The following is a 19,054-nucleotide window of genomic DNA, read 5'->3' as shown; positions in this document are numbered from 1 at the left end:
CCGTCTCTGCGCCCCCCGCCCCCCCCCCCCCTTCCCCACACAAACAACCCCCCCCCCACCACCACCCACCCCCCCCCCAACCCGCCCCCCCCCCGGGGGGTTCCGCATGTCCGGCGGGCCTTCGCCACAGGCCCTCACCGGTTCTCGCGGGTCCTCGCAGGTCCTCGCAGGTCCTCGCAGGTCCTCACCTCGCAGGTCCTCACCTCGCAGGTCCTGACGGAGTCTCGCAGGCCCTCTCAGGTCCTCTCAGGTCCTCACAGGTCCTCGGAGCCGCTCACCGCCCAGGCCAGGCCACAGGCCGGGTCCTCCAGCGCGACGTGCAGATGGCGCAGCCCGGCGGCCGGCTCGTGCCAGATGAAGCAGCGCATCCGGGCCACCAGCGCGTCGACCTCCGCCCGGTCCGGCCCGTCCGTACCCTCCGCGCCGGCCATCGCGACCAGCGCCCGCCAGAGCGCCAGCCGTCCGTGCGCCGAGCCCCGCCCGCGGTCCACGACTGCGGCCTGCACGAGCGCCGGGTAGACCAGCGCGAACGGCAGGTACCCGCCGGTGACGCGGGAACTACGGGCCAGTTGGGCGGCCGCCTGCGGCGCCGGGCCCCGGACGCAGACCACCTCCGCCCAGTCCGCCAGCGCGGCCAGCGCCCGGGTCGCCCGCTGCCCGCCCAGCCGTACGCCCGGCGCGGGCAGCACCACCTCGCCCAGACCCTCCCGGCTGGCCGGCAGGGTCAGCAGCGCACTGCGCGCGCCCCCGCAGGGCAGGTACTGGCGCACCCGAGCCCCCTCGTCCCATCCGGCCGTCTCCCAGGGCGCCAGCAGCAGCGGCATGCCCTCCGGGTCGGGTTCGGCCCCGTACGAGAGGTCCTCGCCGAGCAGCACCCTGGTCTGCGCGACCAGTCGGCGCACCGGGGCCGGGACGAGCAGCGGAGCCAGCCGCAGCCAGGAATGCCGAGTCGCCAGCACCTCCCAGAGCGGACCGGCGTCATGGTCGGCGACCCCCGCGACCGTGCCCGGGCCGCCGTCCCGGTCGAACAGCCGGACGGACAGCTCCGGCGGCGCCGAGTAGGCGATCAGGTGGCCGAGCGGCGCGGTCAGCGCCGCCGCGGGCTCCTCCCCGGCGCGCTCCACGGCTGCCGCCCGGCCCTGCCGGTAGGCGGTCAGCAGTTCGGGCCAGCGGCCGTCGTCAGCCAGGGCGCGGAGGCGGTGGTCCTCGTACGTGATCACGATTTTCAGCGTACGGGCCGGGGTGGCGCATCAGCTGACTTAGCGTCAGCTCGGTGCGTCGGGAGCCGCTTCGGGAGCCGCCCCAGGGCCTGCGCCGGGCCCCTCATCGGACCCCGCGCCGGGCGCCGCTGCGGGGGTGGGCCCCGGCCGATCGCCCCGCTCGCCCTCCCGCTCATGTTCCCGCTCCCGCGCGAGGACGGCGCGCAGCTTCCCGTGGGCGCGGCGACGGGTGACGGCCAGCGTGCTGCGATGCAGGCCCAGCAGCTCGGCGGCCTCGTCGACGGTGTAGCCGTCGAGATCCACCAGCACCACCACCCGGGCCTGCTTCGAGGTCAGGCAGCCCAGCAGCCGGAGCACCTCCCAGCGCGCCTGCAGCTCGACCATCCCGCCCGACGGCGACTCGACCGGCGGCCGGTCCCGCTCCCGCTCGGCCGTCTCGGACGGATCGGGCAGCACGACCCTCCGCCGCTCCCGGCGCCACTGGTCGCGCAGGATGTTCGCCATCGTGGTGAACACGTAGGCGTAGGGCTGCGGATGACTCAGGAACCGCTCCGGCCTGCGGGCGATCCGCAGATACGCGTCATGCACCACGTCCCCGGCGGCGAGCCCGCCGGTGAGCGACACGGCCGCCCGGTGGAGCCTCGGCAGCATTTCCGTGAACACCCGGTTGAAATCGGCCGATTGACGATCGGCGGGCCTCGGACCGAAGTCCTTCCCGCCCCCGCTCCCGCGTCCGCCGCCACACCGACCGTCGCATTCCGCCATGCCGCTCTCCCCGGAAATCGGCACTCCGAAAGCCCAGTTGGGCAGGTCACGACCCATCGAAAAAGCCTGTGACACAGGTCACATCATAGGCCGTCGTCTCACTGTCCGCAGTCATTCGTGCGCAATACGTCATCAGCCGGACAGGAAGCCGGAATTCACTCACCCCGTGGATCCGGACGGCCGGGGACGCACCGCCCGATCTGTACCGTTGAGCGAGGAGAAACCGCCATGCGAGGTCGCATCGCCAGGAAGATCGCCACGTTCGGGATGGCCGCCGCAGCCGCCCTCGGCGTGCTCGGCACCACCGCCCTGCCCGCCGCCGCCGCGCCCACCGCCGCCGCCGCCGACCAGACCATCACCGCCGGCGCCATCGGGGCCTCGCCCGAGGTGGCCGCCGCCTCCTACCACTGCGTCATCACCGCAGACTACGGGTGGCGCTGGGTGGGCTACTGCAACGTCTACTCGGGCGAGCTGCGCACCATCACCTACTGCGCCAACGGCACGAGCACCACCGGCCTGTGGATCGGCGCCCGATCCCAGGCCTGGGACGTCTGGGGCAACTGCCCGGGCTCCAGCTGGACCAAGATCGTGTTCCAGAGCCGGGGCTGAGGCACCGACAGAACCGATGAGGGGCGCCGTCCCGCCGGGGCGGCGCCCCCGCTGCATGTCCGTACCCCGGCGGGCGCCGGCCGGTCGCATGCCCGGAGAGGCGGCGAACAGATGGCAACAAACAGATGACAGATAACAGATTTCATCTTCTGTTATCTGTCCGCTGAAATCTGAACGCTGCAGGCTGTCAGCCGTTACCCGGCGAGCCCCGCGGCTCCCCGCGCCGTCACCCGGATCCGCATCGGGCTCGCCGCGCGGAGCGTGATGCCCTGGGCGAGCGCCACCCGCTCGTCCACCGCCTCCATCTCGAAGTCCCGCAGCAGCACGCCCAGGCTCAGCACCGATTCCAGCATCGCGAAGTGCTGCCCGATGCACGCCCGCGGACCGCCGCCGAACGGGTACCAGGCGTAGCGGTGCCGCTCCTTCTCCTGTTCGGGCAGGAAGCGGTCGGGGTCGAAGCGTTCCGGGTCCGGCCAGTGCTCCGGGTGCCGGTGGGTGACCAGCGGCGAGACGACTACCTGGGCACCCGCCGGGATCACGTACCCGTCGATGACCGTCTCGGCGACCGCCCTCCGCCCGACCAGGGCCGCCGCCGGGTAGAGCCGCATCGACTCCTTCAGCACCCGGGTGATGTACGGCAGCGACTCCAGGTCCGCCGCGGTCGGCTCCCGGCCGGCCAGCACGGTCTCCGCCTCCTGCTGGGCGAGCTTGCGCTGCTCGGGGTGCGTGGCCAGCAGGTGCAGCGCGAAGGCCAGCGAGGTGGCCGTGGTCTCGTGCCCGGCGAGCAGGAACACCAGTACCTGGTCCCGGAGTTCGGCCGGGTCGAGTTGCTCCCCGTCCTCGCCGCGGGCCCGTCCGAGCAGTGTGAGCAGGTCGTCCGCGTCCTCGTCCAGGTCGCCGCGCGCGGCCCGCTCGGCGATGATCCGGTCGCAGACCGCGTACAGGGCGCGCTGGGCCTCGGCGCCGCGCCGGTTCGAGGGGGTCGGCCAGGTGCGCGGGATGCGAATCGCCGCGAAGCCCCGGTCCCAGACGTACTCACCGAGCACCGGGAAGCTGCGGTCCACCACCGCCACCGCCTCCTCGACGTCCGCGCCGAACAGGATCCGGGCGACGGCGCGCAGTGCGAACCGGGACATCTCCTCCGCCGCGTCCACAACCCCGCCCCCGCCCCCGACCGGGATCGCGTTCCACCGCTCGGTGAGCGCCCGCGCCTCCTGGGCGACGGCGCCCGCGTAGCCGTCCACCCGGCGGCGGGTGAACAGCGGCTGGACCAGCCGGCGCTGGCGCTGGTAGTCGCCGTCCTGGCTGGTCAGCAGTCCGTTGCCGACGCTGCTTCGCAGCTCGTCGTAGAAGGCGTTCTCCTTGCGGAAGTTGGCGGCCTCGCTGCCCAACACCTGCTGGACACCCTCCGGGGAGAACACCCCGTAGAACTCGACCCGCAGCCCGGGCGGCCCGACCCGGAACCGGACCACGTCCCCGTGGTCGCGGTGGGCGGCGAGGTAGGTGCGCAGCGGGCGGCGGGTGAGATCGAACAGCGACCCGACCAGGGGGTTTCCGGCCGGCCCGGGGATGAGGGCGGTGGCGGTGGTCATCGGCACTCCATTCTCCACAGGCGACCCATCAACGTAACTGACGAATCATCAGTCACGGAAGGCGCGAAGGCGCGCGCGAAGAAGCGAAAGCGCGCGGGAGCGCACGGGAGGGCGCGACGGGGCGGGACGGGGATCACTCGTACTCGGTGCCGCCCTTGCGCGTCAGGTAGGCGTCACCGACCACCTTGGCGATCGCCCGTCCGCCGACCACCAGGCTCCAGCGCTCCGTCACCGGCCGGACCACCACGCCTTCGCGCAGGTGGAGTTCACGCCCCGAGACGGTCTCCTCGCCCTGGGCGAAGGCCAGCACCGCCTCCGGGTCGAACGGCCCGCGCCACAGTTCAGGCACCAACGGCAGTTCGCCGTCGAGCAGTTCGGCGGCGGAGTACCACCTCAGCTGCCCGTCCACCAAAGCCGATACGTCGAACACGGCGTAGCCGGGCAGTTCGGCACGGCCGGAGGCGCCGTACGTCAGGTCCTGCACACCGGCCCCGAAGACCTCGCCGAAGACGCCGACCCGCTCGGCGCCGAGCCGCTCGGCGAGTCGGGCCGCCACGGCGGGGAGGTCGTACGCGCGCACGGCCCGCCAGTACAGGTTGCGCTCGTCCTCGACGAGTGAGAGCCCCTGCGCCCCGATGCCCTTGGACGACACCTGGACCTCGCCGGTGGCAGCGGTGTACGTCATCAGGCAGCAACTGCCGTGCAGCTTCTCGGTCAGCACCACGGGCTCGCCGGGCTCGAAGACGTCGGGGTAGCGCTTGAGGTTCTCGATGTCCACCCAGGGCAGCAGGTCGGGCGCGCTCAGCACGTCGCCGTTCATGGAGGTCGGTACCGGGGGCTGCCACTTGACGACTCCGAGCAGCTCGGCGAAGTCCTCGCCGCGCCCGGCGGCGTCCGCCAGGTCGGTACCGGCGAGCGCGGTCGGCAGGCAGACGATGCCCTGGGACAGCTCACCGCGCAGCCGGACGGCCCTCACCCGGTCGGACCTGCTGCCGGCCAGCTTGCCCGTCAGGCCCAGCTCATCGATCAACTCCGCCGGGAGGACCGACTGTTCGGGGATGTAGACGGCGTAGTCGCCGGTCCGGTACCTGCCCTTGGCGACCACCGCCCGGTAGAGGCCGACCTGCGCGAGCTCCAGCGCGTCGGCGTTCGGGTGCTCCAGGACGACCAGCTTCTCGACGGTGACGCGCAACGTGGACATGGACGGACCCCTCCTCCCCTCCTGGGCCGTTCGACCCGGGCGGTGTGTACGGACTGCTGTACGGGCCGCTGTGCGGACTGCTGTACGAATCGCCCCCACTCTGTCCGCCCGACCGCCCCCTGCGCGACGCAATTTCCCCGGCACCATGCTCACGTCGACCCTCACTCGGCCCCTCGCGCGGCCCCTCACACCGGCCGTCACGCCGACCCCCGCAGCACTCCCGCCCCGGCGCCGTCCCTACACGTTTGAGCCTTCACACAGCCGGGCGGAGACCCCCGCCACACCCCGCCTGTGCGAAGCGACAGAGGACTTATCACTCGCATTTGCGGCACTATGATCACCGTAATGGCCGCACCTGCGGCCTCACCCCGCGCCCCTTCCGGCGCGAGCCCTGGAGGGGAAGCCCCGATGAGCACCCGTACGACCACCCGCAGACTCGCCGTCGCCGCCGCGGCGGCCCTCGTCCTCAGCCTCGGGGCCACCGCCTGCGGCAGCGACGGCGGTGGCAAGTCCGGCGGCTCCTCGCCCGCTTCGACGCCGGGTTCCTCGGCCTCGTCGGCGGCCGGTGGCGGCACCGCCCCGAAGGCCACCGGCGACATCACCGTCTTCGCCGCCGCCTCGCTCAAGGAGACGTTCACCGACCTCGGCAAGAAGTTCGAGGCCGCGAACCCGGGTGCCAAGGTCAAGTTCAACTTCGGCGGCAGCTCCAGCCTCGCCACCAGCATCAACTCCGGCGCCCCGGCGGACGTGTTCGCCGCCGCCAGTCCGGCCACCATGAAGACCGTGACCGACGCGGGCGGCGCGAGCGGCGACCCGAAGACCTTCGTCAAGAACACGCTCACCATCGCCGTGCCCAAGGGCAACCCCAAGCACGTCGCGGGCCTGAACGACCTCACCGCCTCCGGCGTGAAGGTCGCGCTGTGCGCAAAGGAGGTGCCGTGCGGCGCCGCCGCCCTGACCGCGCTCAAGGCCGCCAACGTCAACCTCACCCCGGTCACCCTGGAGCAGGACGTCAAGGGCGCGCTGACCAAGGTCGAGCTCGGCGAGGTCGACGCCTCGCTCGTGTACAAGACCGACGTGAAGGCGGATGCCGGGAAGATCGACAGCGTGGACTTCCCCGAGGCCGACAAGGCCGTGAACGACTACCCGATCGCCGCCCTGGCCAAGGCCCCGAACAAGGACGGCGCCGCCGCCTTCGTCGCGTACATCCAGTCGCCCGAGGCCAAGCAGGTGCTCACCGCGGCGGGCTTCCAGGCGCCGTGAGCGACCGCACCACAAAGCGCACCAGCGACACCGGGCGCACCACCGAACGCACCGCCGACACCGGGCCCGGCATGGCAGCAACGGCGAAAGCCCTGCCACGCCGGCGCCGGCGCACCCACCGCGTCCCCGTCACGCTGCTGCTCCCGGCGCTACTCGGGCTGGCGTTCCTGATCCTGCCGCTGGTCGGCCTGCTCGTCCGGGCTCCTTGGAGCGGCCTGTCCGAGCAGCTCACCAGCGCCGCCGTCTGGGACGCCCTGCGCCTGTCGCTGATCTGCGCGACGGCGGCCACGGCGGTCTCGCTGGTCCTCGGCGTCCCACTGGCCTGGCTGCTCGCCCGCACCGAACTGCCGGGCCGACGGGTGATCCGGGCCCTGGTCACCCTGCCGCTGGTGCTGCCGCCGGTGGTCGGCGGCGTGGCACTGCTGCTGGTCCTCGGGCGGCGCGGCATCGTCGGTTCCTGGCTGGACTCGGCCTTCGGCATCACGCTGCCGTTCACCACGACCGGGGTGGTGATCGCCGAGGCGTTCGTGGCGATGCCGTTCCTGGTGATCAGCGTGGAGGGCGCGCTGCGCGCCGCCGACCCCCGCTACGAGGAGGCGGCCGCGACCTTGGGCGCCTCCCGGCTGACGGCGTTCCGCCGGGTGACCCTGCCGCTGATCGCCCCGGGGATCGCCGCCGGGGCGGTCCTCGCCTGGGCCCGGGCGCTCGGCGAGTTCGGCGCCACGATCACCTTCGCGGGCAACTTCCCGGGCCGCACCCAGACCATGCCACTGGCCGTCTACCTCGCCATGGAATCGGACCCCGAGGCGGCGATCGCGCTGTCGCTGGTCCTGCTGGTGGTCTCCGTCGCGGTCCTGGTCGGCCTGCGCGACCGCTGGATGTCGACCCCGTGACGGCCCTGCGAGCCCCGGGCCGGAACCCGGCCACCGCTGCCCCGACCCCCTGGACGCCGCCCCGATGAGCACCTCCTCGACCGACCCCGCTGACCCCGCTGACCCCGCTGCCCCCACCGCCACCGCCGCGGCTGCGCCTGCACCCGCCCTCGACGCCCGGCTGCGGGTGGAGCGCGCCGCGTTCACCCTCGACCTCGCCCTCACCGCCGCCCCCGGCGAGGTGGTCGCGCTGCTCGGCCCGAACGGCGCCGGCAAGTCCACCGCCCTGCGCGCCCTCGCCGGGCTGCTCCCGCTCACCGGCGGCCACCTGCGCCTGGACGGACGTCTGTTGGAGGCGCCCGGGCAGCGCGTGCACACCCCCGCCGAGGAACGTCCCGTCGGCGTGGTGTTCCAGGACTACCTGCTCTTCCCGCACCTCAGCGCGCTCGACAACGTCGCCTTCGGCCCGCGCTGCCAGGGCCGCCCCAAGCGTGCCGCCCGGGCCGAGGCGGCCGGCTGGCTGGAGCGGATGGGCCTGGCCGACCACGCCTCCGTACGCCCCGGCAGCCTCTCCGGCGGCCAGGCCCAGCGGGTGGCGCTGGCCCGGGCGCTGGCCGTCCGCCCCCGGCTGCTGCTGCTGGACGAGCCACTGGCCGCCCTGGACGCCCGCACCCGGCTCGACGTGCGCGCCCAACTGCGGCGCCATCTTGCCGAGTTCGAGGCCGTGGCGGTGCTGGTGACGCACGACCCGCTGGACGCGATGGTGCTCGCCGACCGGCTGGTGGTGATCGAGGGCGGGCACGAGGTGCAGTCCGGCAGCCCGGCGGAGGTCGCCCGGCGGCCGCGCACCGACTACATCGCGCGCCTGGTCGGACTGAACCTGTACCAGGGCGTGGCCGAGGGCCACCAGGTCACGCTCACGGCCGGCACGGTCCTGGCCACCACCGAGGAGCTGTCCGGCCCGGCCTTCGTCGCCTTCCCGCCGTCCGCCGTGACCCTGCACCGCGAACGGCCCCAGTCCAGCGCGCGCAACGTGTGGAAGGCCGAGGTCACCGGCCTGGACCTGCACGGCGACCAGGTACGCGCCGACCTCGCGGGCGAACTGCCGATGGCCGCCGACCTCACCCCGGCCGCCGTCGCCGAGCTGGGGCTGGCGCCCGGATCCGAGGTCTGGGCCTCCGTCAAGGCCACCCAGACCCACGCCTACCCGGCCTGACCCCGACAGCGCCGGGCCGCCCGCGTCCCCGCCGAGCTCCTGCCCGCTACGCCGCTCAGGCCCGGTACGCCACTCCTGCCCGCCGCGCTGTGCGCTACTCCGACGGCTCGACGAAGCCCGACTCGTACGCGGCGATCACCGCCTGGGTGCGGTCCCGCGCCCCGAGCTTCGCCAGCACACTGCTGACGTGGGTCTTCACCGTCTGCACGCCGAGGAACAGCAGCTCGGCGATCTCCCCGTTGCTGAGGCCGCGCGCGACCAGCCGCAGCACCTGCGCCTCGCGCTCGGTCAGCGCCGCCCGCTCCATGGTCGCGCGGGCGGCGGGATTGCCGTGGCCGGCCGCGAGGCGGCGGATCGCGGCCGGGAACAGCAGCGACCCGCCCGCCGCCACCAGCCGTACCGCGTGCGCGATCTCGGCCGCCCGGGAGCGCTTCAGCAGGAAGCCGTCGGCGCCCGCGCGCAGCGCCTGGTAGACGTAGTCGTCGCTCTCGAAGGTGGTGACGACCAGGATCTTCGGCGGCTGCTCCCCCGGCGCGCCGGGGCGCAGGAGCTCGCGGGTCGCCTCCAGGCCGTCCAGCACCGGCATCCGGACGTCCATCAGGACGACGTGCGGGCGCAGCGTGCGGGCCAGCGCCACCGCGTCGGCGCCGTCGGCGGCCTCACCGACCACCCGCAGGTCCCCCTGCGCCTCCAGGACGGCCCGCATCCCGGCCCGGACCAGTTCCTCGTCGTCGGCGAGCAGGATGTCGATCATCCCGGCGGCGCCCCTCGCCGGTCCGTCGCCCACAGGATCGTTCGTCACGAGCCCAAGCGTAGGGGCAGCCGGACGGCGAGCACCCACTCCCCGCCCCCGTCGCCCGACACCCCGGCGGTGGCCTCCCCGCCGAGCAGCGTGGCGCGTTCCCGGATGCCGCGCAGCCCCTTGCCGCCCTTGCCGCCCTTGCCCACCGCGCCGCCCGCCAGGCGCGCCGGGGCTCCGCCGACCGCCGAGCGATTGGCGCAGCGCAGCTCCAACTGCCCTCCCTGAACGGCGATCCGGACACTGACCGGCTCGCCGGGCGCGTACTTGAGCGCGTTGGTGACACCCTCCTGGACGATCCGGTAGGACTCGCGGGAGAGCACCCCGGGCAGCGCCCCCGCCGACACCTCGATCCGCGCCTCGACCGGGCTCCCGGCCGACCGGGCGGTGTCGAACAGTGCGGGCAGCTGGTCGACGCCGGGCTGTTCGGTGGCCGTTCCGCTGCCGGTCGCGCCCTCCGGCGTCTCGCGGAGCAGGACGAGGGTGCGTTCGAGGTCCTCCATGGCCCGGCGGCCGGTCTCCTCGATGACTTCGAGCGCCTTGGCGGTGAACACCTGGTCCCCGACCTCCCGTGCGGCACCCGCCTGAAGGACCGTCACCGTCAGTGCGTGGCCGATGGAATCGTGCAGCTCGCGGGCCAACCTGTTGCGTTCCAGGAGCCGTTCGGCCCGCAGCTCCGCCTCCGCCAGCCGCTCCGCCGGGGAAGGACCCAGCAGCCTTACGGCCATGGCGAGTTGGAGGCGACCGGCGGACACCACCAGCCAGCCGTAGCCGACCACCAGCACCGGGGCGAGCGGGAGGTACCAGAACGAGTCCGGTCCGGTCAGCAGGTCGTAGCCGCTGGTGAGGCCGAAGGCCGTCGCGAACCCCACCACCGAGCCGAGCACGACCCGCCCGATCAGCCAGCCGGCGGTGCGCCGCCGGTCCGCCCAGGTGCGGGAGGACTCGGCGGCGATGTCCTCCTCGCGGTCGGGCAGCAGCAGCAACCGCGCCTGCACCCCCTCGGCGCGCCGCGTCGCGGGGACGAGGGCGACCAGGGCGAGCAGGGTGACGTCCACCGCGGCGCTCGCGACCACGATCTCGCCAAGGCCCTTGTGGTACGTCCCCGGGTAGATCATCAGGATGACGCCCGCGAAGATCCACCCGACCAGCAGGTGCAGCAGGCGCGCGTACGTGGCGCCGGCCAGCAGCGGCGCGAGGATCCTGGGCATTCCACCATCCTGCCAGCTCAGCGGCCGGCCCTGGCTCCCCCGCGAGCCTGCCGCCGTCTCCCTCCCGGGAGGGAGACGGCTCCCGACCCCGGCGGGATCCGCCGGTACGGCCCGCTCCGGTCGAATGTGACCACCAGCCGGACGACCCGGCACCGGAGCACCGAGAGGGGAGCGGCCGTGATCGAGATCCAGGGCCTCACCAAGGAGTACGACGGTCGGCGCGTCGTCGACGACCTGTCCTTCGAGGTCCGGCCCGGCCTGGTGACGGGCTTCCTCGGCCCGAACGGCGCCGGTAAGAGCACCACCATGCGCCTGATCCTCGGCCTGGACCGCCCCACCGCCGGAAGCGCCCTGGTCGGCGGCCGCCGGTACGCCGAACTCGCCCAGCCGCTGCGGCAGGTGGGCGCCCTGCTGGACGCCCACGCCCTGCACGGCGGCCGCACCGCCGCCGGCCACCTGCGCTGGCTCGCGGCGAGCAACGGCCTGGCGCCGCGCCGGGTGGACGAGGTGCTCGCCCAGGTCGGCCTGACCGACGCCGCCGGACGGCGGATCCGCGGCTTCTCCCTCGGCATGCGCCAGCGCCTCGGGGTGGCCGCCGCGCTGCTCGGCGACCCGCCGGTGCTTCTGCTGGACGAACCGGTCAACGGTCTCGACCCGGAGGGCATCCGCTGGATCCGCACCCTGTTGCGCGAACTGGCCGCCGAGGGCAGGTCGGTGCTGGTGTCGTCCCACCTGATGACCGAAATGGCGCTCACCGCCGACCACTTGGTGGTCATCGGCCGTGGCCGGCTGCTCGCGGACGCCGCCACCGCCGAGTTCATCGACCAGCACGGCCGGACCAGGATCCGCGTCCGGGCCGTCAACTCGGCCAAACTCGCCGCCCTGTTCGGCGGCGACCTGCTCCAGCAGTCGGACGCCGCCGGCAACCTCGCCGCGACCGAGGCCGACGGCGGCGCCTGGGAGGTGACCGGCGCCGAACCCGAGCAGATCGCCGCGCTCGCCGCCGCACACGGCGTGGTCCTGTACGAGATCGCGGTCCAACAGGACTCGCTGGAGGAGGCGTTCATGCGGATGACCGCCGACAGCGTCGAGTACCGCGCCGAGGCCACCGCATGAACCCCGGCTCGACCCTCCGGTACCACCTGTGCGCCTTCAACGCCGAACGGATCAAGCTCACCACGCTCCACTCGCTCTGGATCACCCCGCTGCTCGCCTTCGCGCTCACCGTGGGCACCACCACGGCGATCGGTGCGGCCCTCGGCGGCTCGGAGCACAACCTCACCGACGACCCCGGCGTGGGCGTCTTCTACGGGCTCAACTTCGGCCAGGCCGCGCTGGTCTGCTTCGCGGTCCTGCTGATCGGCCAGGAGTTCAACACCCGCATGATCGACGTCTCGCTGACCGCCGTCCCCCGGCGCGGACGGCTGTACGGCGCCAAGCTCACGCTCGGCGCACTGGTCGGCCTCGGCGTCGGCGCGGCGGGCACGGCGGGCGCCTTCGCCGGGTACGCGGCCACCGTCCCCGGCGACTGGGACGGCCCCGCCTTCGTCCGCAGCGCCACCGCCGGCGCGCTCTACCCGGTGCTGCTGGTGGTGTTCTGCCTCGGGGCGACCGCGCTGCTCGGCAACCTCACCGCCGCCATGGGACTGCTGGTACCGGTCGTCTTCCTGCTCTCGCCGCTGCTCGGCGGCGTGGCCGGGGTGCGGCAGGTGGCCCAGTTCCTGCCCGACCGGGCCGGCCAGTACGCACTGCACTACGCCGACGACCCGCAGGTCTCGTACGGGCACTGGACCGGACTGCTGATCATGGCCCTGTGGGCCGGCGCCGCGGCCTACGGCGGCCTGCTCGCCCTGCGGCGCGCCAAGTGACCACGAACGAAGGGAAGATGACAATGAGCGCGGCCCACGCCCTGCGCGCCGAACGGATCAAGTTCACCACCCTGCCCTCCCAGTGGGCCGCCCCGCTGGTCGCCCTGGTCCTGACCGTCGGGGTCACCGCGGCCGTCAGCGCCGCCTCCGACCCCAAGACCGTGGCCCCCGACACGGACCCGGCCAACGGGATCTACTACGGGCTGCTCTTCGGGCACGTGGCCGTGGCCTGCCTCGGGATCCTGCTGATCGGGCAGGAGTTCAACACCCGCATGATCAGCACCTCGTTCATCGCCGTCCCCCGGCGCGCGCGGCTGTACGGCGCCAAGCTCACGCTCGGCGCCGGGCTGGGCCTGCTGCTCGGGCTGGCGTCGACGGCGGGCTCGTTCCTGGCCGTCGACGCCACCGTCGGACTGGACTGGTCGACCCCCGGCCTGGCCCGCAGCTTCGTGGCCGGCGTGCTCTACCACCCGCTGCTGGTACTGCTCTGCCTCGGACTGACCACGATGCTGGGCAACTTCAGCGCCGCGCTCGGCCTGCTCGGCCCGATGGTGTTCCTCGGCACCACCTGGCTGGCGGCCATCCCCGGCATCCGCGAGGCCGGCCAGTTCCTGCCCGACCGGGCCGGCCTGTACGCGACGCACACCCGGACCGAGGCCGGCATCCACTACGGCCACTGGACCGGACTGCTGATCATGGCCCTCTGGACGGCTGCTGCCGCCTACGGCGGGCTGCGGGCGATCCGGCGGCACCAGGCTTCCGGCGGGTAGCGCCCGACGGCGGGCGGCGGGCCGGTAACCGATGACAACAAACAGATGACAGCAAACAAGTAACAGCAAACAGATAACAGATTTCGAAATCTGTTATCTGTTATCTGTTCGCTGTCATCTGTCACCCGTCGCCCGTCACCCGAGCCAGCCGGGGCGGACCAGGCCGGATTCGTAGGCGAGGACGACCAGTTGGGCGCGGTCGCGGACGCCGAGCTTGACCATGGCGCGGCTGACATGCGTCTTGGCGGTCAGCGGGCTGACCACCAGGCGGCGGGCGATGTCCTCGTTGGAGAGCCCGAGCCCGACCAGGGCAAGCACCTCGCGTTCGCGTTCGGTGAGCATCTCAAGGCCGACCGCCCGCGGCTCCTTCGAGCGGGCGGCGAACTCTCCGATCAGGCGCCGGGTGACGCCCGGCGAGAGCAACGCGTCGCCTGCGGCAGCGACCCGGACCGCCCGGAGCAGTTCGGCCGGCTCGGCGTCCTTGACGAGGAACCCTGCCGCGCCGGACCGCAACGCCTCGAAGACGTACTCGTCGAGCTCGAAGGTGGTCAGTACGACCACCCGCACCCCGTCGAGTTCCGGGTCGGCCCCGATCCGCCGGGTGGCCTCCAGACCGTCGAGGCGGGGCATCCGGATGTCCATCAGCACCACGTCGGGACGCAGCTCGACGGCGAGGCACAGGGCTTGCTCGCCGTCGCCGGCCTCGCCGACCACCTCGACGTCGGGCTGGGCGTCGAGCAACGCCCGGAACCCGGCCCGGACCAGCATCTGGTCATCCACCAGCAGCACCCTGATCACCAGTCACCTCTCGTCAGGCGGGCCCGGACTCGGAAGCCCGCGTCGCACGGGCCCGCCTCCAGGGTGCCCCCGAAGGTGGCGACCCGCTCCCGCATCCCGATCAGTCCGGCTCCCGAGCCGCCCGCGTCGCCGCCGCCCACCGGGCCCGGGTCGTCGATCTGCACGGTGAGGCCGTCGGCCGTCCGGGAGAGCAGCACGGTGGCCGTCCGGGCCGCGGAGTGGCGGATCACATTGGTCAGGGCTTCCTGGACGATCCGGAAGGCGGCCCGCTGGACGGCGGTCGGCGCCTCGCCGGGGATGCCCTCGGAACGGACGCTGACGGTCAGGCCTGCCCGGCCGGCCTGGTCGACCAGTTCGTCCAGCCGGTCCAGGCCGGGGGCGGGGGTGCGCGGCGCGGTGGCCCCCGGTCCGCGCAGCGTGCCGAGGACCTGCCGGACCTCGCCCAGGGCCTCCTTGCTGGCGGCCTTGATCGTCGCCAGGGCGCTTCTGGCCTGTTCCGGGCGGGTGTCGATGAGTTCGAGCGCCACCCCGGCCTGGACGTGGATCAACGAGATGCTGTGCGCCAGGATGTCGTGCAGCTCGCGGGCCATCCGCAGCCGCTCCTCGTCGACGCGGCGCCGCTGTGCCTCCTCCGCGGCGGCTCCGGCGGCGGCGAACTGCTCGCGGCGGACCCGGGCCAGTTCCGCACCGGTCGCGATGAGCAGCAGCACCGCCGCGACGCCCAACTCCTGCCAGGCGTTGGCCTGCCAGCTCTTGGCCCGCAGCCAGTCGTACGGAATCGCGTAGCTCATCAGCAGCTGACCGACGTAGAAGGCGCCGCCGCAGGCCCAGGCCGCCCGCCGCTGCCCGCACTGGACCGCGACGAAGAACGCCACACCAAGGCTGACGAAGACCGGGCCGTACGGGTACCCGGCGAACAGGTAGCCGATGGTGACCGCTGTGGTGCCGACCATGACCGCCGCCGGGTGGCGGCGACGCAGCAGCAGCGCGGCGGGGCCGAGCAGGAGCAGCACGTAGCCGAGGGCGTCGAGCTGGACGCGGTCGGGCTGCCGCTGTCCTGCACCGACCGTGCCCGCCACTTGGAAGCAGGCGACGGCCAGCGACGAGAGCACGGGCAGGCTCGCCCGGCCGGATCGGTTCCACGGCGGCTTCCACGACGGGCGTAACTCGTTCATGCCGGAAGGCTAGTTCGGCGCGCCACACCCGGGCATCAGCTCGCGGGTGCGGGTGCAGCTACTCCCACCGTAGTACCCGACCGGCCCGTGGAGGGGGTGCCGCCGTCCCGACGCCACAGCGTCAGGCTCACCGCGACGAACCAGAGGAAGCCGACGTAACGTCCGACCGGGATCAGCAGCGTGGCCGGCTCGGCGACCAGCGAGAGCAGGGACAACATGCTCGCGGCGGACAGGGCCAGTCCGGACCAGGCCACCCAGGCGGGCAGCGCCCGGCTCACCAGCGCGGTGCGCGACACCTGCCACAGGACCACGCCGAGCGTGCCGATCGCGGGCGCAGCGCCGGTGATGAAGGCGAGGTCCATGAGGGCGCGGGACACCGGCAGGTCCGCGGCGGTGCCCAGCAGCGACAGGACCCAACCCACGCTCGCGGACAGCACCAGCAGGACCCCGGACGCACCGCCCGCCGCCCGGACCACACCCGCCCGCACCGGGGTGCCGTGGCGGCCCACGAACTCTGTGAGCCAGGGGACGAACGCCAGCAGCGCCAGCGCCGAGAGCAGTTGGAACAGGGCTCCCACCTGAAGCGAGCGGTGCAGCGCCGCCGGATCGGCGAGCAGGTACTTGCGCACCACGTCGTCGCTGGAGTACGGGGTGGCGAACGGCCCGGAGGGCGCGGTGATGCCGCTGATGACGAGGCCGGCCACGAAGAGGAGCACGTACAGGATGCCGCTGAGCGCTCCCGCGGACGACCGACGGGGCGAGGTGAAGGACGACAAGGTCGACAGCCTCCAGGCAAGGGACGGGCGCCGGTTGGAAGGCCCACGTCCGGCGCGGTTCAGTTCACCGCACCGGCCGCGCCGGGGCGTCCTCCGGAGGAAGGCTTCCGCCGTACGCCCGCGCAGGTACCGGATCACCGGCCGCCCTCACACGGGCCTGGTGCTTCAGCCGCGGGTCGCGCCAAGGGCTCGGCCGCCGGGAGAGCACTGTCCTTGTTCTGTGTCAGCAACTGGTCTGAGCCCGGCACTTCAGCCTCCGCCCAGCGTCGTACCACCAAAACGCAACGCTACGACAGCGGGAGTATCCCGACGGTCGCCGCTCGGGCGACGACGGCGTGCGGGCGCGGCGACGAGGATTCCTGGGGTCGGCACGGGCGGCAGGTGCCCGCATCGGCGGATCAGTCCGGGGCGACGCGCCGGCCGCTAGGGCCCTCGACCCGGCACGACGCCCGGCCGAAGCCGATGACGCCACCGTCCCCTCCCATGCCTGACGAGACCACGCCGCCCGTCGGCCGACTCACCGTCAACCGAGAATCCACGGAGCCACACTGATGACCACGCCACTGCCCACCTATCCCGATCTCGCGGGTAAGGCCGCCCTCGTCACCGGAGGTTCCCGGGGCATCGGAGCCGAGACGGCAAAAGCCCTGTCCGCCAACGGTGTCAAGGCAGCCGTTGTCGGCCGCGACCGGAGTGCCGTCGACCGGACGGTCGGCGAGATCCGCGCGGCAGGCGGAACGGCGGTCGCGATGACGGCCGACTGCACCGATCCCGCCGACCTCGTACGGCTGCGTGCACAGGCAGAGCAGTCCGTCGGTCCGATCGAAGTGCTCTGCGCGTTCGTCGGCGGAGGCGGCGACCCGGTGCCGATCGAGCAGATGAGCCTGGAGCACTGGCACTCGGTGGTCGACCTGAACCTGACCACCACCTTCCTGGCCGTGCAGACCTTCCTGCCCGGCATGATCGAGCGCGGCGGCGGCTCGATCATCACCATGGCGTCCACCGCCGGGCGGCTTCCCGGCGGTGCCGCCGCCTCCTACGCGGCGGCCAAGGCAGGCGTGCTGATGTTCACCCGCCAGGTCGCGCAGGAGGTGGGCCGGCACGGCGTGCGGGTCAACTGCCTCGCTCCGTCCCTCATCATGACGGAGAGCCAGCAGGAGCGCATACCCGCCGAAAAGCTCCCGCTGATCGTCAGGCAGTTCCCGCTGGGCCGCGCAGGAGTGCCCGCCGATGTCGCTCACGCCGCGCTCTTCCTCGCGTCCGAGTCGTCGTCCTGGCTGACCGGCCAGACGATCGACGTGGCCGGCGGGCGCATCATGCTCTGACGCCGGTGGCCGGCCGCAGCCACAGGCCGGCGACCACGGCGCTCGCCACGAGAGCCTGACGCAGGCCCCCTCCCCCGTCGCCTCCCGAAGGACCCCGTATGACCACCCCCGCCGCGTCCTCCGTGGCAACGCCCCATCCGGGCACCCGGCAGCCCAAGAACTTCCGCCTCTCACCGACTGCCCGCAAGAGCGCGGTGGTCGTGCACATCATCAGCTCGATCAGCTGGCTGGGCCTGATGCTCTGCCTGCTCACACTCGGCGCGACAGGGCTGCTGACGGACAGCGCGGAGACCCTGCGCAGCGCCTACCGGACGATGCCGCTCCTCGGCGACGCGCTGGTCCTCCCGCTGAGCCTGCTCTCCCTGCTGACCGGCCTGCTCCTCGCGCTCGGCACCCCCTGGCGCCTGTTCAGGTACCGCTGGGTTGCCGTCAAGTTCTGGCTCACCCTGGCCGCCACCGCCGCCTCGATCTTCGAACTCACCGCCCGGCTGCACGAAGCGGCCCACCTGGTGGACCAGCACCCCACCGGCACCATCGCGGACATGCACCTCGGATTCACCCGCTACAGCCTGGTGATCATCCCGATCGTCGCGCTGTCGGTGTACGTCGCCAACGTCGTGCTCTCCGTCGCCAAACCGTCGGGACGCCGCCATGCCCGGTCACGGCCCAGTGGCGGGTGAGCCAAGGCAGGGCCGAGCTCGCTGGATGCCGCGGTAGAAAGCCATGCCGCGCGAACACGCCGCTCCAAGCGAACAGCTGGCAGATTTCGAAATCTGTCAGCTGTTCGCTGTTATCCGTCTGCCGTCAAACGCCAGACGCCAGCTGTCGGCTCCCGGACGTCAGACCTCAGACCTCAGCAGTCCCCGCAGCGCCGGGTGGTCCGCGATCACTGTGCAACTACCCAGCGCGATCTCCCTGTACCTGGGTCCTGCACCCGAACCGCACCGGTCGCGATCTCGGCGACGGCCCGCTCAGGCCCATGGACCCCAGCACGCACCTGGCGCTGGAGGGCCTCGCAGCACCGCAGATCGCGTTCAACCACCTGGGTCGCTTCGGCGGCCCCCGGGCCTGCAGCTCAGGCCGCCCCGACCACCAAACCGAACGGGCCCGCGCGTGGCCGGGGCCGCCTGGTCCAGACCGGCCGGGGGTACGTGCCGACGAACCATCGGTGCGGCCAACTGGATACCGGCTGGTCTCGGCGACGCGTTCAACCGCCGCCGACACTCGCCCTGAGCTTCCCCCGTTGTGCGGGAGGTGGTGATTACCTGGTCAGGGCAGGTGTGGGTGGTGCGACGGCCACCGGTTCGGCCGTCGCCTGGTCGGCGTAGTACTTTGCCTCGTACTCGTCCGGGCTGAGCCAGCCGAGTCGTTTCTGGATGCGGCGGGTGTTGTACCAGCCGTCGATGTAGGCGAACAGTGCGAGGTCGGCGTCCGTGCGGGCCGCGAAGGTCGTGCGGCGCACGCACTCGGTCTTCAGCACGCTCCAGAAGTTCTCCGCGAGGGCGTTGTCGAACGAGTCGCCGACGGTTCCCATGCTTGGCTCGATTCCCGCCTTCAGCAGGCGGGTTGTGAGTTTGATGGATGTGTACTGGCA

19 protein-coding genes are annotated in these 19,054 nt (G+C 72.9%); 9 read left to right on the top strand and 10 right to left on the bottom strand.

Going from position 1 to position 19,054, the window contains the following annotated elements:
* Positions 1 to 254 precede the first annotated feature (254 nt).
* Positions 255 to 1,220 carry a hypothetical protein gene (locus ACFV6D_RS16530; RefSeq protein ID WP_063349937.1) on the bottom strand — a complete coding sequence of 322 codons (966 nt, stop codon included), beginning with the start codon at positions 1,218 to 1,220 and terminating at the stop codon, positions 255 to 257.
* 45 nt (positions 1,221 to 1,265) lie between these two features.
* Positions 1,266 to 2,042 carry an RNA polymerase sigma factor gene (locus ACFV6D_RS16525; protein WP_380560280.1) on the bottom strand — a complete coding sequence of 259 codons (777 nt, stop codon included), beginning with the start codon at positions 2,040 to 2,042 and terminating at the stop codon, positions 1,266 to 1,268.
* Positions 2,043 to 2,213: 171 nt separating this feature from the next.
* Here ACFV6D_RS16525 and ACFV6D_RS16520 point away from each other — a divergent pair, with 171 nt between their 5' ends.
* Positions 2,214 to 2,594 carry a hypothetical protein gene (locus tag ACFV6D_RS16520; RefSeq protein WP_380490418.1) on the top strand — a complete coding sequence of 127 codons (381 nt, stop codon included), beginning with the start codon at positions 2,214 to 2,216 and terminating at the stop codon, positions 2,592 to 2,594.
* Positions 2,595 to 2,788: 194 nt separating this feature from the next.
* On the opposite strand, the gene ACFV6D_RS16515 is transcribed toward ACFV6D_RS16520, so the two are convergent.
* Positions 2,789 to 4,186 (bottom strand): cytochrome P450, encoded by a 1,398-nt coding sequence (locus ACFV6D_RS16515; protein ID WP_380560278.1) that lies wholly within the window; start codon positions 4,184 to 4,186, stop codon positions 2,789 to 2,791.
* Between the two features lie 133 nt (positions 4,187 to 4,319).
* Positions 4,320 to 5,387, bottom strand: coding sequence for an RNA ligase (ATP) (locus ACFV6D_RS16510; protein ID WP_380560277.1), 1,068 nt, complete (start codon positions 5,385 to 5,387; stop codon positions 4,320 to 4,322).
* 408 nt (positions 5,388 to 5,795) lie between these two features.
* On the opposite strand from ACFV6D_RS16510, the gene modA reads away from it, so the two are divergent.
* From modA to ACFV6D_RS16495, 3 genes are all read left to right on the top strand, one after another.
* Positions 5,796 to 6,650 carry a molybdate ABC transporter substrate-binding protein gene (gene modA / locus ACFV6D_RS16505; protein ID WP_380560275.1) on the top strand — a complete coding sequence of 285 codons (855 nt, stop codon included), beginning with the start codon at positions 5,796 to 5,798 and terminating at the stop codon, positions 6,648 to 6,650.
* 71 nt (positions 6,651 to 6,721) lie between these two features.
* Complete coding sequence (locus tag ACFV6D_RS16500) at positions 6,722 to 7,543, top strand: ABC transporter permease (protein ID WP_380337236.1); 822 nt, start codon at positions 6,722 to 6,724, stop codon at positions 7,541 to 7,543.
* Between the two features lie 64 nt (positions 7,544 to 7,607).
* A complete protein-coding gene (locus ACFV6D_RS16495; RefSeq protein WP_380560273.1) occupies positions 7,608 to 8,738 on the top strand; it encodes an ABC transporter ATP-binding protein in 1,131 nt (376 codons plus the stop codon).
* 94 nt (positions 8,739 to 8,832) lie between these two features.
* Here ACFV6D_RS16495 and ACFV6D_RS16490 read toward each other — a convergent pair whose 3' ends face one another.
* The gene (locus ACFV6D_RS16490; RefSeq protein ID WP_380560325.1) at positions 8,833 to 9,492 is read right to left on the bottom strand and encodes a response regulator; all 660 of its coding nucleotides are present in this window, start codon (positions 9,490 to 9,492) and stop codon (positions 8,833 to 8,835) included.
* Positions 9,493 to 9,536: 44 nt separating this feature from the next.
* Positions 9,537 to 10,748, bottom strand: a complete 1,212-nt coding sequence (locus ACFV6D_RS16485; protein ID WP_380560271.1) for a sensor histidine kinase — start codon at positions 10,746 to 10,748, stop codon at positions 9,537 to 9,539.
* A 177-nt stretch (positions 10,749 to 10,925) separates the two neighbouring features.
* On the opposite strand from ACFV6D_RS16485, the gene ACFV6D_RS16480 reads away from it, so the two are divergent.
* The 3 genes from ACFV6D_RS16480 to ACFV6D_RS16470 are packed head-to-tail and all read left to right on the top strand — an operon-like array spanning position 10,926 to position 13,386.
* Positions 10,926 to 11,864, top strand: coding sequence for an ABC transporter ATP-binding protein (locus tag ACFV6D_RS16480; protein ID WP_380560270.1), 939 nt, complete (start codon positions 10,926 to 10,928; stop codon positions 11,862 to 11,864).
* Positions 11,861 to 12,616 (top strand): hypothetical protein, encoded by a 756-nt coding sequence (locus ACFV6D_RS16475; protein ID WP_380560268.1) that lies wholly within the window; start codon positions 11,861 to 11,863, stop codon positions 12,614 to 12,616. Before ACFV6D_RS16480 ends, ACFV6D_RS16475 begins: the two co-directional genes overlap by 4 nt.
* A gap of 23 nt (positions 12,617 to 12,639) precedes the next feature.
* Entirely contained in the window at positions 12,640 to 13,386 is a 747-nt protein-coding gene (locus ACFV6D_RS16470; RefSeq protein WP_380560266.1) for a hypothetical protein, read from the top strand.
* A gap of 135 nt (positions 13,387 to 13,521) precedes the next feature.
* On the opposite strand, the gene ACFV6D_RS16465 is transcribed toward ACFV6D_RS16470, so the two are convergent.
* The 3 genes from ACFV6D_RS16465 to ACFV6D_RS16455 are packed head-to-tail and all read right to left on the bottom strand — an operon-like array spanning position 13,522 to position 16,135.
* Positions 13,522 to 14,184 (bottom strand): response regulator, encoded by a 663-nt coding sequence (locus tag ACFV6D_RS16465; RefSeq protein ID WP_380337096.1) that lies wholly within the window; start codon positions 14,182 to 14,184, stop codon positions 13,522 to 13,524.
* Positions 14,181 to 15,359: a sensor histidine kinase gene (locus ACFV6D_RS16460; RefSeq protein WP_380560264.1), complete on the bottom strand. Its 1,179-nt coding sequence runs from the start codon at positions 15,357 to 15,359 to the stop codon at positions 14,181 to 14,183. Before ACFV6D_RS16460 ends, ACFV6D_RS16465 begins: the two co-directional genes overlap by 4 nt.
* A 35-nt stretch (positions 15,360 to 15,394) precedes the next feature.
* A complete protein-coding gene (locus ACFV6D_RS16455; protein ID WP_380424561.1) occupies positions 15,395 to 16,135 on the bottom strand; it encodes a hypothetical protein in 741 nt (246 codons plus the stop codon).
* Between the two features lie 551 nt (positions 16,136 to 16,686).
* Here ACFV6D_RS16455 and ACFV6D_RS16450 point away from each other — a divergent pair.
* Together ACFV6D_RS16450 and ACFV6D_RS16445 are read left to right on the top strand one after the other, a co-directional pair.
* Positions 16,687 to 17,460, top strand: a complete 774-nt coding sequence (locus ACFV6D_RS16450) for an SDR family NAD(P)-dependent oxidoreductase (protein ID WP_063349923.1) — start codon at positions 16,687 to 16,689, stop codon at positions 17,458 to 17,460.
* Positions 17,461 to 17,558: 98 nt separating this feature from the next.
* Complete coding sequence (locus ACFV6D_RS16445) at positions 17,559 to 18,140, top strand: DUF2269 domain-containing protein (RefSeq protein WP_380560262.1); 582 nt, start codon at positions 17,559 to 17,561, stop codon at positions 18,138 to 18,140.
* Positions 18,141 to 18,721: 581 nt separating this feature from the next.
* Here the strand turns inward: ACFV6D_RS16445 and ACFV6D_RS16440 are convergent.
* Positions 18,722 to 19,006: an IS3 family transposase gene (locus ACFV6D_RS16440; protein WP_380560323.1), complete on the bottom strand. Its 285-nt coding sequence runs from the start codon at positions 19,004 to 19,006 to the stop codon at positions 18,722 to 18,724.
* Positions 19,007 to 19,054: the final 48 nt, after the last annotated feature.

The organism is Kitasatospora sp. NPDC059812 (assembly GCF_042732075.1).
Lineage (GTDB): Bacteria > Actinomycetota > Actinomycetes > Streptomycetales > Streptomycetaceae > Kitasatospora.
Note: the sequence above shows the minus strand (reverse complement) of the source record. Positions and strands in the feature narration are given on the sequence as shown.

What these genes read in the sequence shown, in the direction of transcription:
- ACFV6D_RS16450 (WP_063349923.1), top strand. Translation starts at nt 16,687, where the DNA reads ATGACCACGCCACTGCCCACCTATCCCGATCTCGCGGGTAAGGCCGCC.
- ACFV6D_RS16475 (WP_380560268.1), top strand. Translation starts at nt 11,861, where the DNA reads ATGAACCCCGGCTCGACCCTCCGGTACCACCTGTGCGCCTTCAACGCC.
- ACFV6D_RS16445 (WP_380560262.1), top strand. Translation starts at nt 17,559, where the DNA reads ATGACCACCCCCGCCGCGTCCTCCGTGGCAACGCCCCATCCGGGCACC.
- ACFV6D_RS16525 (WP_380560280.1), bottom strand. Translation starts at nt 2,042, where the DNA reads ATGGGTCGTGACCTGCCCAACTGGGCTTTCGGAGTGCCGATTTCCGGG.
- ACFV6D_RS16520 (WP_380490418.1), top strand. Translation starts at nt 2,214, where the DNA reads ATGCGAGGTCGCATCGCCAGGAAGATCGCCACGTTCGGGATGGCCGCC.
- ACFV6D_RS16500 (WP_380337236.1), top strand. Translation starts at nt 6,722, where the DNA reads ATGGCAGCAACGGCGAAAGCCCTGCCACGCCGGCGCCGGCGCACCCAC.
- ACFV6D_RS16515 (WP_380560278.1), bottom strand. Translation starts at nt 4,186, where the DNA reads ATGACCACCGCCACCGCCCTCATCCCCGGGCCGGCCGGAAACCCCCTG.
- ACFV6D_RS16485 (WP_380560271.1), bottom strand. Translation starts at nt 10,748, where the DNA reads ATGCCCAGGATCCTCGCGCCGCTGCTGGCCGGCGCCACGTACGCGCGC.
- ACFV6D_RS16495 (WP_380560273.1), top strand. Translation starts at nt 7,608, where the DNA reads ATGAGCACCTCCTCGACCGACCCCGCTGACCCCGCTGACCCCGCTGCC.
- ACFV6D_RS16510 (WP_380560277.1), bottom strand. Translation starts at nt 5,387, where the DNA reads ATGTCCACGTTGCGCGTCACCGTCGAGAAGCTGGTCGTCCTGGAGCAC.
- ACFV6D_RS16460 (WP_380560264.1), bottom strand. Translation starts at nt 15,359, where the DNA reads ATGAACGAGTTACGCCCGTCGTGGAAGCCGCCGTGGAACCGATCCGGC.
- ACFV6D_RS16490 (WP_380560325.1), bottom strand. Translation starts at nt 9,492, where the DNA reads ATGATCGACATCCTGCTCGCCGACGACGAGGAACTGGTCCGGGCCGGG.
- ACFV6D_RS16470 (WP_380560266.1), top strand. Translation starts at nt 12,640, where the DNA reads ATGAGCGCGGCCCACGCCCTGCGCGCCGAACGGATCAAGTTCACCACC.
- modA (WP_380560275.1), top strand. Translation starts at nt 5,796, where the DNA reads ATGAGCACCCGTACGACCACCCGCAGACTCGCCGTCGCCGCCGCGGCG.